This is a genomic window from Paenibacillus mendelii, assembly GCF_024498075.1.
Taxonomy (GTDB): domain Bacteria; phylum Bacillota; class Bacilli; order Paenibacillales; family Paenibacillaceae; genus Paenibacillus_Z; species Paenibacillus_Z mendelii.
In genome coordinates this window covers 1-14,602 of the sequence record NZ_JANHOF010000016.1, presented here as the reverse complement: position 1 = coordinate 14,602, position 14,602 = coordinate 1, and the positions used below count along the sequence as shown (strand labels likewise).

The window sequence follows — 14,602 nt, the reverse complement described above, 5'->3', positions numbered from 1 at the left end:
CGAATTTGTGCTAGATTCAGCATATAATTTGGCTCAAAACGCAGACTTTAAGAGGTTGTTCTCTTGTAAATACTATCACATTCGTATATTCTTTCATTAATTAACCATAATAATCCAGTTGACACAATAAGGGAGAATTACAATGAAAAAAGCGCGCAGGTTAAATAATTCATCAAACACGTTGTTGATGATTTCAAGTGTGTATTCATCCATGACCAAAGCGGAGAAGAAAGTGGCGGATGCTGTCCAGAACAATCCGGAAGAAGCGGTATTATCGACCGTAACGGACTTGGCCGAAACGGCCGGGGTTGGCGAAACATCCGTGATCCGATTCTGCCGCGCTCTCGGCTTTAGAGGGTATCATGAGTTTAAGCTGTCGATCGCTCAGGATCTGGTCAATGTGCCCAACTACCTGAACGGTGAAATCGACGAATCCGACAACACGATGGACATTGTCCGTAAAGTGACCATGAATAACGAGAACATTCTTAAGAATACGCTGGACTTATTAGATATTGAACAAATGACCCGTGCTGTCGACGCCATTATCGCGGCCGACAAGATTTACATTTACGGCGTGGGCTCATCCGGGATAACCGCTCTCGACACACATTATCGGTTAATGAGACTGGGTATGAAGGTCGAAGCCCAACGTGACGCGCATATCATCGCGATGTCGGCTGCAATGGTCCAGAAAGGCGATGTCGTGATCGGCATCTCGACCTCCGGCAGTACGAAGGACCTTGTCGATCCTTTAAAGCAGGCCAAGGAAAACGGAGCGCGTGTGATTTGTCTGACCAGCCATGCGAAATCGCCGATTACGACTAATGCGGATATCGTACTCCTCATTCCTACTCGGGAGATGCCGTTCCAGGGCGGTGCGCTATCGACTAAGATGGCTCAGATTCATCTGCTGGACATCATGTCGACCTTGATTACCACGCTCAAAAAGAGTGAGACAAACGAATCCATTCGCAAAACGGCGAATGCCGTTGCCGATAAGCTGTACTAATGGGAACTCACTAAACGTGCACAGGAGGAACGTCAGATGTCCGTCGAGCTAGCCATCGGAGTGGATATTGGGGGAACCAAGATTCATTTTGCACTCGCAGACGATCAGGGAAAGCTTTATCATCAGGAGATTGTTCGGACAGAAGCCAGAGAGGGCGCCGTTGTCGTTCTGAATCAAGTACTGGAAGGTATTGGGCGTATGTATGAGGCTGCGTCAGCCTATACAGACCGGGAGAAGCTTCGCGGCATCGGGATTGGCAGCGCCGGACAGATTGATTTTGCAACCGGGAGAGTTGCATTCGCCGTTGATACGCTGCCAGGCTGGACAGGTACGCGAATTAAAGAGGACGTAGCCGGCAGGTTTCCTGGACTGCCGGTCATCGTGGATAACGACGTGAATGTTCAAGCGATTGCGGAGCGGCGCTACGGTGCAGCCCGCGGCTTGAACAGCTTCGTCTGCTTAGCGCTAGGTACAGGAATTGGCGGCGCCGTTGTAGAGAATGGTCAGCTGATTCGGGGAACGTTCGGCGGAGCAGCAGAGCTGGGCCATGTGTCCGTCAACTTCAACGGACCCCGCTGTTCTTGCGGCAACCGCGGCTGCATCGAATTATATGCATCCGGTACGGGGATTGTTCGCTTAGCGGATGAGCATGCAGCAGCAGGCTTGTATGAGGGGCAGACTGATTCCAGGTCCGTCATCAAGGGATGGCTCGATGGAGAACCGCAAGCTTCTGCAATCATGGATGTCGTTATTACCGCATTGTCTACCGGAATTAGCGGACTGATTCATACCTTCAACCCGCAGGCTGTCATCATTGGCGGCGGTGTATCGGAAGCTGGCGAGCCCTTGCTGAGCGCATTGCGAAGGGAGGCCGCATTAAGAACGGCTCCCGCGATGTGGGAGGCGGTTAAGATCGTCCCGGCTGCAGTCGGCATTCAGGCCGGCGTCATCGGCGCAGCGGCACAGCTCTGGCATTATTCATAAGATAGACATATGCAGCCGGTTACTCGGCTTAGGAAGGCACAGCGGATAACAGACTTCGTGTACAGGCATGGGAGGAGTGATCTCGTGCCTTTTTTTTATGAACAAATAGAGAAAGTAACTTTTAATAGTATTCATAATAGAAAATTATTCTTTTTTAAGGGGGTGATGGGAAGTAGAATTGATGCCAGCGCGCAGCTCTGTGCTCTTAGGCAGATTGAAGATCGATTGTACAAACAGACTTAAGGAGGTAGATCGGCTTTGAAGGTTAATGCCAAACCACTGCTCTCATGTATATTAAGTATGGCCCTTCTTTTCACCGCTATTGCGTCATCGGTATCGGCCGAGCCGCAGATTGAAGAACCGTTGATTGTAAACACACAAGAGCTGCCATCCGATGATTCGGAGGCCGTAGATAATCAAGATCAACAACTGCCAGAAAACAATGAGAGTGAATCACAAATAGAGGATCCAGCTCAAGGCGTTCCCGAGAGTGAAGATGATCCGGGGGATACGGCCCTTCTTGCAACCGAACCGCAGCTAATCATAGAAGGCAAGGATCCGATTCAGGTCGATCTGATTGATCAAGAACGAACCCCGAATTCGTTAGCCGTCTATACGCGGAATTATGGGAGCGCAACCAAGCCTTATCATGCGGATGACACTGCTGAGTACATTGTTGTAAACGGTGTCATTGCCGTCATTGCAGCCGATCGCCCTACCGGTGGCAGCGGAACCAACATTCCGCTGAACGGTTATGTCATATCGGCATCGGGAACGGCGAAGGATCTCCTTACTGGAGTCAAGCTTGGGCAGTCAGTTCAAGCGGAGTCGATGGAGATTCCCGTATATCCGAACAAGTATTTTAAAGTGAGCGGCGTTGTCGTTGGCATTACAGGAACCAACAAACAACGTCTCAGTGAAGAAGTCATTCTGTTCACACCCGAGTACGGGGAGTCGACCATACAAAATCCGTGGGGGATGGAGCTTACCGTGGTCGATGGCAAGGTGACACGATTTGTATCCATTCATGCGGATGAGAGCGGGAATTTCGTCGATAACGATTCTCCGATTCCGGATAATGGTTATGTGCTGTCCATTCAATCGGGAAATAAAGGGTATGATGAATTGCTCAATATCGTTCAAGTTGGCGATGAGGTGGAACTAGATATGGATAGTCCAGTTTACCAGGCTGCCAAAACAAGCTTTGACGCTCGGAATGCAGACCGGTTGGGAGATCAAATGATCGTGTACGACCGGGGTGGCGAGCGAACGGGAACCAATGGATGGGGAAGCGAAGTTGTAGTCGATAAGAATGGCTTTGTGGTCACGAATGGAGGTAATGATTCTCTCATCCCGGAAGGCGGGCTTGTCTTATCCGGACATGGCGTGAAGAACGCTTGGCTGACGAGCAATGCACCTGTAGGTGCCAGGGTGTGGGTCGATGATACAACTAAGCAAGTGCTCATCATTTTCACGCCCGAATCCTATCTGGACAAGGCGGCGATTAATATCCTGGCTGCCGAGAATCAGCTGGAGCAGTCGAAGAAGGAGTTCAGAGACGTTCCGTATACCGAGATTCAAGCGAAGATCGATAAAGGCAGGCAGCTGTATGAGGAGGCTGAAGCACGGCTGGCTGCAGAAGGAATCGGCAGCATTCTCGAGCTCCTGAAGGAGATTGACAGCACGCTGACGGACGCGCTTTATATGACCTTTGAATCGGGCAAGGTGGAGACTCGCGGCGTATGGCTGAGGCCAAAGGAAACTAATCTTGAGGACGTGAAGAAGAAACTAAATAATCTGAAATCCATTAATGTCAATGCCGTTTATCTTGAAACGTGGTGGGACGGGTATACGACCTGGCCTACGGAAATCAGGGATAGCGAAGGTCTGTTATTGACGGAGTTGAACCCGTTATACCAAGGCTTTGACGTTCTTGACGCCTATATTAAAGAAGGTAAGAAGCTTGGCATTGAGATCCATGCCTGGGTGGAAAATTTCTTTGCCGGCGGACCATCGGTGATGAATCATCCGGAGTGGAGGTTAACCTCCAGAGACGGCACCGATTATGAGCCGGGACCAAACAATACCCCATGGTATTGGTTAAACCCTGCGCTGCCGGAAACCCGTGATTTCGTATCTGATGTGTACGAGGAGCTGCTCACGAAATACGATGTGGCTTCACTGCACCTCGACTACGCACGTTATCCGGGCTCCGGCGATTACTCGAACGATTTCGGGTATGATGAGTTCACGCGTGGAGAATTTATGAAGAAGTATAACACCGATATCGATCCGATCGATCTGCATCCGGGCGATGTAGTCAATGAGGAGTTGTGGAATCAATGGCTGCAGTTCCGGGCGGATATCATTAATACTTGGGTAGAGCGTGTCGTGGAAGAAGCGCATGCCATAAAGTCAGATTTGCAAATCACGGCATCCATCTGGCCGAATTTCCATGAAGCTCCTATGTCACACGCTCAGGAAACGAAATATTGGCTCGATCACAATCTGATCGATGAGCTGTTTCATATGTCATACGCATCCGGATCCTCCGTCGTTGTAGGAGATTTGTTGAACTCTCTTGAGCTTGCGAAATCGAATGCTCTCGTTTCCTCGGGCATCGATACGTTCCAAGGTAACCCAACCTCCGCGGTGCTGGATCAGGTGAAAGAGACGATTGCGAACGGTGCGATCGGAACAGCCTTATTCGAGTATGAGGGGATATTCAACTTTAAATACGAGCATGCGCTGCGTTCCAGTGTGTATCGCAATGAAGCGATTAAACCGGACTACCGGTATACGAAACCTTTGGCCGCTGTTTTTACGGAGATGATTCGCCGAATCAATGATATTTATGTGCCAATGGGCGGGCTAAACGATAAGAATGCAGATAAGCTGCGCAAGGATTTGCAATCAGCGATTAAGCATCTGAAGTCGGAAACCAACATGAGCTGGAAACTCGCAACTAAAGCGAAGAAAAACATTGATCAAATAAACAGCCGAATCGCATCTTCTGCGTATGGGACTAATGACGAAGTGAAGAAGCGATTGGCTCATGATTTGTCCATCGCAAGTCAGATGGTCGAGGTATTCATAGCGAAAGACACAACGAAACCCGGATCCAAAGCCAAGTCCGGGCAAACAGATCTGAACAACGGCTAACTCCACTATTCCACCTCAGCATGATGGTATAAAGTTTAAGTTTATAAAGTAACATCGTAGAGATGGACTGCCCATAAGTGATTTTTATGGGCAGTCTTTTTTTTATTTCGATTAAGATCATAGAAGAAGTATCTCCTTCCGGCTGCTGTTGGAATCGTGCAATCTGATTTGATAACCCGCCGCCAGTGGAGTTCACGATTCCGCAGGTCAACCTTGGTCACTTCTCTAGGAGACACACATCCTCTCTTTTCTTTATCGATTAAACAGGAATTGACCGAACTAAGAAAAATGGTGGTGTAGGAATAACCCCCTACACCACCATTTTTTGAGTCGGCCGCTTCTTACGGTTTCAATATTTACCGGAATGCATGCAATCTGATCTCTGAATGAGGATCTGAGCTGAGGCTGAACGGCTATAGAGGTGAAATGACAGGCCAAGCAAGCTCGATGCCTTCACGCTCCAACAGCGCTTGAAAATCCTTCAATAACTCCGGCGTATTCCGAACATGGCGAGGGAGCGTACCCTTGAGAAGGCTGTAAGCTGCTAGGTAGCCAGCGGCTTCACCAATATTCCATTCAACCGGATGCAGGCGGTAGCATCCGTTGGTAATATGGGTGACGCCGAGATTCTTGCAGGCCGGAAGCAGATTATCGGTTCGGATCGGAATCAAACTGCCTAGCGGAATCTGAAACGGAAGACTGGAGATATCAAGAAAGTTGCGGCCACCTGTATCGGGATGAAGATCGATCCGATAAGCACCGACACCAACCGAGTCTGCAAATTGATCTGCACCTTGTCCGCCGCGCGCCTCTGTGCCGATGTGCTGCTCCAGAATCGTGAATTCGGCTTGAATGCGGCGCGATTCACGAATGTAGGGTGCCATAGCCATTCCATCTTCCGTTCCGACGACGTCATGTCTTAGCCGCAAACCGGGATATCCAATACCGCCGTCAGGCCGCGGAGCTTCCTTCTGCATCCAATAGAGCAGCGATAAGCTGAGCTGCTTGGCTTGATCCAGATGCCGATTCCGTTCTTCCTCGGATACGTCGATGATCGAGCCCAGCCAATAATCATTCTGAGGCCAGTTAATGATGGAAATATCCGTGTTGAACGTTCCTGGAGCGAAATTAGAGCGGTCCAGAATCCGCCGGTAATGAAAGAACGGATATCGACCCATCTCATTGGGAAACAGAGACACTTCCGTAGGCTTCAGCGTGATCGGATTAGGGTATGTCCAGCTCAGATGCTTGTCAGGCCAGAAGTCAGCTTGGTAGGTACGCCAGAATTCATAGTCGCGCGGTTTATCGATCGTATGGTCTTCGCCTTCGGCATAATCGACGGCGTAGCAGAACGTGAATGCCTGCATATCTTGCGGCTGCGGATCTCCCTCAAGCGCATGAGGCTCACCGGTTTGTTTGACGGATTCTGCGCCGGTTACATATTCGACGCCTGCGAGAGGCAGGACGTCACCGCATTCCGTCGCATCAATAAAGTAAGGGGCATGGAGAGTCCGCGAATCGCCGCTTGGAGTATGGATGACCTTCACTGACGTGACTTTATCGCCTCCGGTTTCCGCCGTATCGATGCGATGATGCGTTAAAATGGTTATTTTACCGCTATGTACATAGGGGGCTAAGAGCTCGTGCAGCACGGACAACCCGACTCGCGGATCGAAGCACAACCGGCTAACATTGCCATTGCCGGGATTGAGACGCTCATTTGCGAAAGCTGCTGGCGTCATCGGAAACTGCCGGCGGTAGTATTCGCGAACGCGATTCCTGAACTGCCGATAGCTTCGTGTGCAGCCAAAATATTCGATCCACCGGTGTTCATCGGGCGGTACGGCTTGGCTTGTCAATTGACCGCCGATCCAGGCGGTCTCTTCCGTTAGAATCACGCGCAAGCCCATCTTCGCTGCAGCCAATGCAGCGGCACAGCCACCGGTGCCGCCTCCGATAATGATTAGATCTCCTGTCATTTCACGTGTCATTGTCAGGCCTCCAGTCGTATTCGTCGAATTGGAATGAGGGGTAGACAGCAAGGTGATTCTGAAGAGATGGTTTACTTGCCATCATGCAAACATACCGTTACTAGTAGAGCCATATGCTGCAAAAGAAAACAGTATCCTCCTAGTATTCGTTGTTGAAATGGATTTTTCCTCTAAATATTATGAATTAAAAGAAAATAATTTTTTATTCCTCTGGATTGGCGGTACTGCTGCAGCGATAATATCTGGTTATTCTTATAGTATATTGGGTGTTTGATGCGATAGAATGGCAGGTGCAATAAGGAGCGTGGACAGTCCGGTGATCCGGTGGCGATTAGTAATACGGGCGCTGTTAGTCAAGGAGGCATTGCAGATAATCGTCTGATTATGAGTGAAGGAGCGAGTAAACCTTAAAGGGGGAGAACCAGGATAGGGAGAAAAGTTTGCTGTATCTCCGTTAAAGGGCGTAACCAATATAGACATAATCCACTCGACCTTCACCAACTTCAGATACACTATTAGTAAGAAGTTGATGGTCCATGAAGAGACGATTTCGGTGCCCCCGTTCAAGTGAAGAAGGAGTTAGTCGTTGAAGCGTTATCCGGTTATCGCACAGAAGTGGCAGCAGGTCAGCACAGGATATCATCCAAAATGCTTAGTACGGGGTCCGTCAATACCAGCATGAGCCGGAGGAGTGAGAAGGCTGTAAGGCCGAAAAGCGGCGTTACAGAACCAAGATGGGGAGAGATGTTTGCTGTAACGCCGTTAATGGGCGTTACAGCGGTAAAATACTGGTTGGAGTACGAGTAAAGGAGTCTGTAAGTCCGAAAAGCGGCGTTACAGAACCAGGATGGGGAGAAATGTTTGCTGTAACGCCGTTAATGGGCGTTACAGCGGTAAAGTAGCGGTTCTAGTACGAATACAGGAGGCTGTAAGTCCGAAAAGCGGCGTTACAGAACCAAGATGAGGAGAAATGTTTGCTGTAACGCCGTTAATGGGCGTTACAGCGGTAAAATACTGGTTGGAGTACGAATACAGGAGTCTGAAAGGCCGAAAAGCGGCGTTACAGAACCAGGATGGGGAGAAATGCTCGCTGTAACGCCGTTAATGGGCGTTACAGAGGTGAAATACTGGTTGGAGTACGAATACAGGAGGCTGTAAGGCCGAAAAGCGGCGTTACAGAACCAGGATGAGGAGAGATGTTTACTGTAACGCCGTTAATGGGCGTTACAGCGGTAAAATACCGGTTGGAGTACGAATACAGGAGGCTGTAAGTCCGAAAAGCGGCGTTACAGAACCAAGATGGGGAGAGATGTTTGCTGTAACGCCGTTAATGGGCGTTACAGAGGTGAAATACTGGTTGGAGTACGAATACAGGAGTCTGTAAGTCCGAAAAGCGGCGTTACAGAACCAAGATGAGGAGAAATGTTTGCTGTAAGGCCGTTAATGGGCGTTACAGCAGTAAAGTAGCGGTTCTAGTACGAGAAACGGTATGTATCGTGCAAGGTACATAGCGGTTAGGTATAGGGGACCGTCGCCGTATCCAATGGGATAATTAACTGCTAGCGCTCGACTTCCGTTTTGGCTTATCGCCGCTGTCGGATCGGGAGCGGCTGCGTTGAAGGGACGGATGCAGCGTAACTTTATTCTTGCCAGACGTCTTCGATAGATACATCGCTTCGTCGGCCTGCTTGACAACCTCTTCAACTGAATTGCCTTCGAGGGTAATGCTTACGCCGACGCTCACAGTTACCATCGTTTCACGCTCGATACGGCTGCGTATTTGCTCCGCTACTGTTTCAGGCTTGATGCCTGGGGCAGCAACGAGACCGAGCAGCTCCTCGCCGCCGTAACGACCTGCCGCACCGATGCCTGCGGTTTCTTCTTTAATGATCTCTGCAACCTGCTTTAGAACACCGTCGGCTCTATGATGGCCTTGCGTGTCATTTAGTTTCTTGAAATTATCGATATCACAGAAGATGATGGCAACCCGTTTGTATTCGCGCAGCAGCTGTTCGGCTTTCTTGTTGAAATGCCGCCGATTGTAGAGGCTTGTCAGCCCGTCGGTGATCGAAGATTGAAACGTCATCAGCAGCCGCTCAATAACCCATTCGAACAGGAGCAGGAACATGAGCGTATAATAGATCACTGGGAGCAGATGGGTCAGCACGGCAAGCATCGGGACCCCGCCATGGAACACATAAACATCGGCTACCTTCGCTAGCTGATACACAAAGAAGATGATCAGGCTCGCTGAATAATGAAAGCGCTGTTCCATTCCTCTTAGATTGAGCAGGATCGCAAAGTTGATGACCAGGCCGTAGAAATCAAGTGCCAGCAGACGGAATCCGTCTTCGCCGACGGGCGTGTTCATCAGTTCGGGGGTGAAGGCGATCTGAGCGCCTGCAATGGCGATAGCGCCTAGAGACATGAATAGGAAGGGCATGCCCTTCAATCTGGAAGAAGGCTGCGTATATAATTTCATAAAAACAAAGTTTATAATAATAAAAGAAATCAGACCTGTCAGTGATGCGGTCAAATGTAAATAAGGATAGCGGGATAAGCCTGGAGATGCGAGAGCTACGACGATCCCTTGCTGAGCCATGATGATCGGCAGGACGAACATGAGAAGCCGGTAGATCTGATTCCTTCGGTAGCTCTTGTACAATCGTATGGCCATGAACAGCATTAAAACAAGAATGGTAAGCACACAAGCGGAAGCGAATGTTTGTCCGGTCGGACCGGCAAGTTCTTGCATAATTATCATTGTTCGAACCACCCAAGTCAGAATTCGTCTGGTTATGACGGCAATTTCTTTACAGAAACATATGTTCTAGTATATCATGTTTGAGTCAGGTCGGGAAGACTCGAATGCTAGTGTGGATTGCTAGTTTAGAACTAGAATCCTAGTAATTAATTTCAATTACTTTTGCGGGTTCATGTATGTAGATTCCAGATCATTTGTATGTATATATCATATTCATCGGATGAAGAGGCCGCCCTAAAGAGCAGTCAATTTCCTAGGAAGCATAGACATAGACCACTCTAATATGTCATTGCCGAACCTTAAGCAAATACGTTCTTGGAACACACACATTGCCACGCTTACGAAGTGCGTTTTCTTACGAAAACGCTTAGCCCACGCTTACGAAGTGCGTTTTCTCACGAAAACGCTTAGGAGGTCACACAGAATGAACATACTACAAGCGTTATTTTTTCCGCCGGAGCAGCCGGGTGGAGTATCATCGATGGTGCCCTATATTCAAGAACGCTTCAACAAACTCGGATGGCCGATGGAACTGTTCTCTTTACCGAAACGGGTAAGAGGCAAGGGGCAGGAAGAGTTTGTTTTTGAGACATTCGACTTCAAACCGCTCGAAGGAAATCCAATTGTCGATAAATATATGCAAACCATTCGCGACTACGTTTGGTGGACCAAGCTGCGTATGAGCAAATCATTCGATCTCATCCATGCCCATCATCCGATTGCGGCGCTTGTCATGAAAAAACTGTTTCCCGAAACTCCGCTCGTCGTTACGATTCATTCCAGTTATGAACGTGAATTGATTCTGAACGGAAAAATTGAAGAGGGGGGCGCCGAGCACCGATTTCTCACGGCTATCTATGGCGAGCTCGAGGCGAAGGCCGATCGGCTGCTGACCGTCTCCGAATCCTTCAAGCAGTACATGGCTCCTTATGTCACGAACTCCGACGCAATCGGTGTAATCCCGAACGGTTTCAACGAGAAGCGGTTTAAGCCGATCTCGCATGAGAACGAAGTCGTTCAGCTGATCACGGTTTGCCGTCTCGTACCGGCAAAAGGACTTGATATCCTGCTGCATGCTTGTGCGGAGCTGAAGCGGCGGGGACATCCGTTCGTCCTTCATATTATCGGCGACGGACCGATCAGACTTGAGCTTGAACAGCTCGCTATGCAGCTGGATTTGTACGATGATATTATTTTTTACGGCTATATGCTGCATCCGGAAGAGTTTATGCCATTCTTCGACGTATTCGTACTCCCTTCCAGAGCGGAGGCGTTTGGCTCGGTATTCGCTGAAGCTGCATTATGCTGGCTGGCTCTGGTCGGAACGAATGTAGGCGGCATTGCGGAGCAAATCGATGACGGCGTCAACGGCCTGCTTGTGCCTCCTGAGGATCCTGTTGCGCTGTGCGATGCATTGGAGAAAGTCGTGACCGATCCATCATTCCGATACAATATGGCCCGGCATGCATGGAATAAAGCCAAGAAGGTGTACTCGTTATCCCGTGTGATCACCCAGCTGAAGCAGGTATATCAGGAAGTAGCACCATGATAGAAGCATCATACGGATTAGGCATTGGCGGCACAGCCGCGCAAATTCAGGAGGGTATTGAATGAGTGTCGCATTCCGCTTCATTCATGCCGCCGATCTTCATGTCGACAGTCCGTTTCGCGGATTAGCGGATGCGCCGGAGCATGTACGCGAGGCGCTGGCCGAATCTACGTTTGCGGCTGTCCGGCATCTAGTCGATGCGGCGCTTAGGAATGAGGTTGATTTTGTCGTTATCTCCGGTGACTTATACGACGCGGCGGATCGGTCGCTTCGAGCGCAGCTGGCGCTCAGACGGGAATGGGAGAGGCTGTGCGCCCAAGGCGTACAGCTATTTGTCATTCACGGAAATCACGATCATCTATCAGGAGCCCGGGCATCGCTAGATTGGCCGGCGGCGGTTACCGTATTTGGAGCCGATAAGGTGGAAACGAAGCCTGCCTTCAATAAGAAGGGCGAGCTTATCGCGCATATCCACGGAATCTCGTATGGAGCCCGTGCGGTTACGGAAAATCTGGCTGCGCGTTACAAGGCGGTGCATGATGGGCCGTATCAGATTGCGCTGCTTCACGGGAACGTAGATGGAGACGCTTCCCACGATCCCTACGCCCCCTGCGCGCTCACCGAGCTGGCAGCCTCGGAATTCGATTATTGGGCGCTGGGGCATATCCACACCAGGGCTGTATTACATACTTATCCTCATGTTGTGTATCCCGGCAATACACAAGGTAGGCATACGCGCGAGCAGGGTGCAAAGGGGTGTTACCTCGTACAGGTATCGGCATCGAAAGAAACAGAGCTGACCTTCCTCGAATTGGATGCCGTCCGCTTCGAGACAACGTTAACGGATATTGCTTCACTGACATCGGAGCAATCGCTTATTGCAGCTATGGAGGAGTCTATTGCTGCTCTGGCCGCAGTTTCCGGAGGAAGACCCCTCATGCTGAAGCTTGTTTTGTCCGGCCGTGGTCCTCTCCACCGCAAGCTGGGCGATCACACCTTTGTACAAGAGCTGTTGGAGGGACTTCGAAGCCGGTTTGATAACGAAGAAAAGCTTGTTCATCAGGCGGAGGCCGGGTGGGTCTGGTTGATTGGTCTAGAAATACGGACAGGCGCTGAGCTGGATTTGGAGCAGCTTGCTTCTGAAGACAGCTTCGCCGGTGAATTGTATCGTCAAAGCATAGAAGGGTGGAAGGACGGGAGTGGACTTAAGCTGTCGGAAGAAGCGCTGGCGCCTCTGCTCGCAAATCCCCGCTTGCGCAAATTACTCCGCACAGTCTCCGAGCCGCAGAAGCAGCAATGGATGGAACAAGCGAGGGAGTTGACACTGGGACTGCTCACAGACGAGGCTGATTCAACATCGGATCTGCCGGAAACGTTCGATAAGGAGGTCGGGTCATGAGATGGGTCGGGCTTCAGGTAGACGGATTCGGCAAGCTGAATGACTTTACGATCGATATGGATGCACAGGTTACGGTCATATACGGTCCTAACGAAGCGGGTAAGAGTACGACGCTCGGATTTATTCGATCCATGCTTTACGGGTTCGCTACGAAAGCGAATCGCGTGGAGCGTCAAGAGCCTTCAGGCGGCGGAAAGCATGGGGGAAGGCTGCTCTTTCGCGATACTACGGGAAGGCTCTATGCCGCGGAGCGCTACGCCTCTTCATCAGGGCGGATTTCCGTCCGAATGTTGGGACATCGTGCTTCTGAGACCACAGGTATCGTTGGAAGTATGCCTACTGGCGAGGGGAATGCGGATGCCCGGTCGTCTTCGACAGCAGACGATCTATCTGTCCAAACATTGACTCAAGCGATTTGGGAGCGATTGTATTTAGGCGGAGTCAATGAGAGGGTATACCGTCAATTGTTTGCGATCACCCTTACCGAACTCCAGGCTATCGGCATGCTGGAGGGGGACGAGCTTGGCAAACAGCTCTATCATGCGGGCTGGAGCGGAGGCGGAGCTGTCGCACAAGTGGAGAAAAAGCTGACCTCGCAGCTGGACGGGCTATTTCGTCCGCGAGGAAGCACACAAGCCATTAACCGTCTCCTCAAATCGCTCGACACAGCGGAAGCGGAGCTTCGCAAGGTGGAAGACGGCATTACCACCTTTCAAGACCTGACTGCCGCAATCGAAACCGCCGAAACGGAGCATGCGCAAGCTGAATCGCGCCTGCCCGGGTTAAGGGAAAGGGCGCTTCTGCTTGCGAGGGCTTGCAGCATGCATCCGCTATGGGTGCGGCGGCTCGCCATGGAACGCGAGCAGGAGGATCTTCAACGATCCGGCCGGCTCCCAGCGGATGCGCGCAGCCGCTGGGAAGGGCTTCGTACGGAGCTTGATCGTCTTCAAGCGGAGATGGAACGGCTGCGGGAAACGGATATTCGTACGAGGCAGCGATTAAGCCAGCTTGATCCTGATGAATCGCTTGCAGCCCGTGGAGACGAAATTCAAGCTCTCGTCTTGTCCTCCGAGAATATGGAGGCGGCGGCGCGCGATCGTCTGGAACTCGAAGCGGAGCTGCGTGAACATCAGGAAACAATCGTCCGCCTGCTGCAGCGAATCGCAACGAATTGGACAGAGGATAAGCTGTCTGCGTTTCGCGCAGGCGTCGCAGAGCGTGAATGGATCCGGAGATCGCGAACCGATTTCACAGATCTCACGAACTCCCGGAGTCTTGCGGAAGCGGAGCTGCGGAGTATCCGGACGCAGCTGCATGCGCTGTCGCTCGAACTTGCGGAGCTGAATCATACGGCAGAGCCCGCGTGGACGGCAGAGCCTGATCCTAACCGAGGGAGTACAGAGGGAGGATTTCGCCCCCAAACGGGTGTGGGTGTAAGCGACGGCTCAGGCTTTGAGCTGCTCCCTGCTTCCTACGAAGCGCTCCGCCATGCTGCGCGTACGTTCGATGATGCGTGGCGCGAATGGGAGCTGGAGCAGCTGCGTGCAGCTTCAACGGCGCCGGCATCACTAGCCGGCGCCAAAGCCGTTCGCGGCGGAGCCGCGCTCTGGGCGGCCGCCGGTGCGCTCGCGGCCGCCGCTGCAGCGATGGCGGCCGCCGGCTGGCATACGGCCGCCATCGCTGCAGGCGCGGCCAGCGCGGCGCTGGCGCTGAGCGCCGCACTGGCGCGCGCACGCGCGCA

10 protein-coding genes are annotated in these 14,602 nt (G+C 51.2%); 8 read left to right on the top strand and 2 right to left on the bottom strand.

Annotated elements, in window-relative coordinates; genetic code table 11:
- Window positions 1-142: 142 nt before the first annotated feature.
- The 3 genes from NNL21_RS29675 (at window position 143) to NNL21_RS29665 (ending at window position 5,158) form a co-directional block, all read left to right on the top strand.
- Complete coding sequence (locus tag NNL21_RS29675; protein WP_204818999.1) at window positions 143-1,012, top strand: MurR/RpiR family transcriptional regulator; 870 nt, start codon at window positions 143-145, stop codon at window positions 1,010-1,012.
- 36 nt (window positions 1,013-1,048) lie between these two features.
- The gene (locus NNL21_RS29670) at window positions 1,049-1,996 is read left to right on the top strand and encodes an ROK family protein (RefSeq protein ID WP_204819000.1); all 948 of its coding nucleotides are present in this window, start codon (window positions 1,049-1,051) and stop codon (window positions 1,994-1,996) included.
- Between the two features lie 258 nt (window positions 1,997-2,254).
- The gene (locus tag NNL21_RS29665) at window positions 2,255-5,158 is read left to right on the top strand and encodes a glycoside hydrolase family 10-like protein (protein WP_204819001.1); all 2,904 of its coding nucleotides are present in this window, start codon (window positions 2,255-2,257) and stop codon (window positions 5,156-5,158) included.
- A gap of 413 nt (window positions 5,159-5,571) precedes the next feature.
- On the opposite strand, the gene NNL21_RS29660 is transcribed toward NNL21_RS29665, so the two are convergent.
- Window positions 5,572-7,149, bottom strand: coding sequence for an FAD-dependent oxidoreductase (locus tag NNL21_RS29660; protein ID WP_204819002.1), 1,578 nt, complete (start codon window positions 7,147-7,149; stop codon window positions 5,572-5,574).
- Window positions 7,150-7,201: 52 nt separating this feature from the next.
- On the opposite strand from NNL21_RS29660, the gene NNL21_RS29655 reads away from it, so the two are divergent.
- Both NNL21_RS29655 and NNL21_RS29650 read left to right on the top strand, forming a co-directional pair.
- A complete protein-coding gene (locus tag NNL21_RS29655) occupies window positions 7,202-7,423 on the top strand; it encodes a hypothetical protein (RefSeq protein ID WP_204819003.1) in 222 nt (73 codons plus the stop codon).
- 293 nt (window positions 7,424-7,716) lie between these two features.
- Complete coding sequence (locus tag NNL21_RS29650) at window positions 7,717-7,956, top strand: hypothetical protein (protein WP_204819004.1); 240 nt, start codon at window positions 7,717-7,719, stop codon at window positions 7,954-7,956.
- Window positions 7,957-8,701: 745 nt separating this feature from the next.
- Here the strand turns inward: NNL21_RS29650 and NNL21_RS29645 are convergent.
- The gene (locus NNL21_RS29645; protein WP_204819005.1) at window positions 8,702-9,913 is read right to left on the bottom strand and encodes a GGDEF domain-containing protein; all 1,212 of its coding nucleotides are present in this window, start codon (window positions 9,911-9,913) and stop codon (window positions 8,702-8,704) included.
- A 424-nt stretch (window positions 9,914-10,337) separates the two neighbouring features.
- Between NNL21_RS29645 and NNL21_RS29640 the strand changes: the two genes are divergently transcribed.
- From NNL21_RS29640 to NNL21_RS29630, 3 genes are all read left to right on the top strand, one after another.
- A complete protein-coding gene (locus NNL21_RS29640) occupies window positions 10,338-11,462 on the top strand; it encodes a glycosyltransferase family 4 protein (RefSeq protein WP_204819006.1) in 1,125 nt (374 codons plus the stop codon).
- A gap of 61 nt (window positions 11,463-11,523) precedes the next feature.
- A complete protein-coding gene (locus NNL21_RS29635; RefSeq protein ID WP_204819007.1) occupies window positions 11,524-12,861 on the top strand; it encodes a metallophosphoesterase family protein in 1,338 nt (445 codons plus the stop codon).
- A partial coding sequence (locus tag NNL21_RS29630; RefSeq protein ID WP_256555570.1) for an AAA family ATPase occupies window positions 12,858-14,602 on the top strand: 1,745 nt, incomplete at its 3' end. The genes NNL21_RS29635 and NNL21_RS29630, both read left to right, overlap by 4 nt.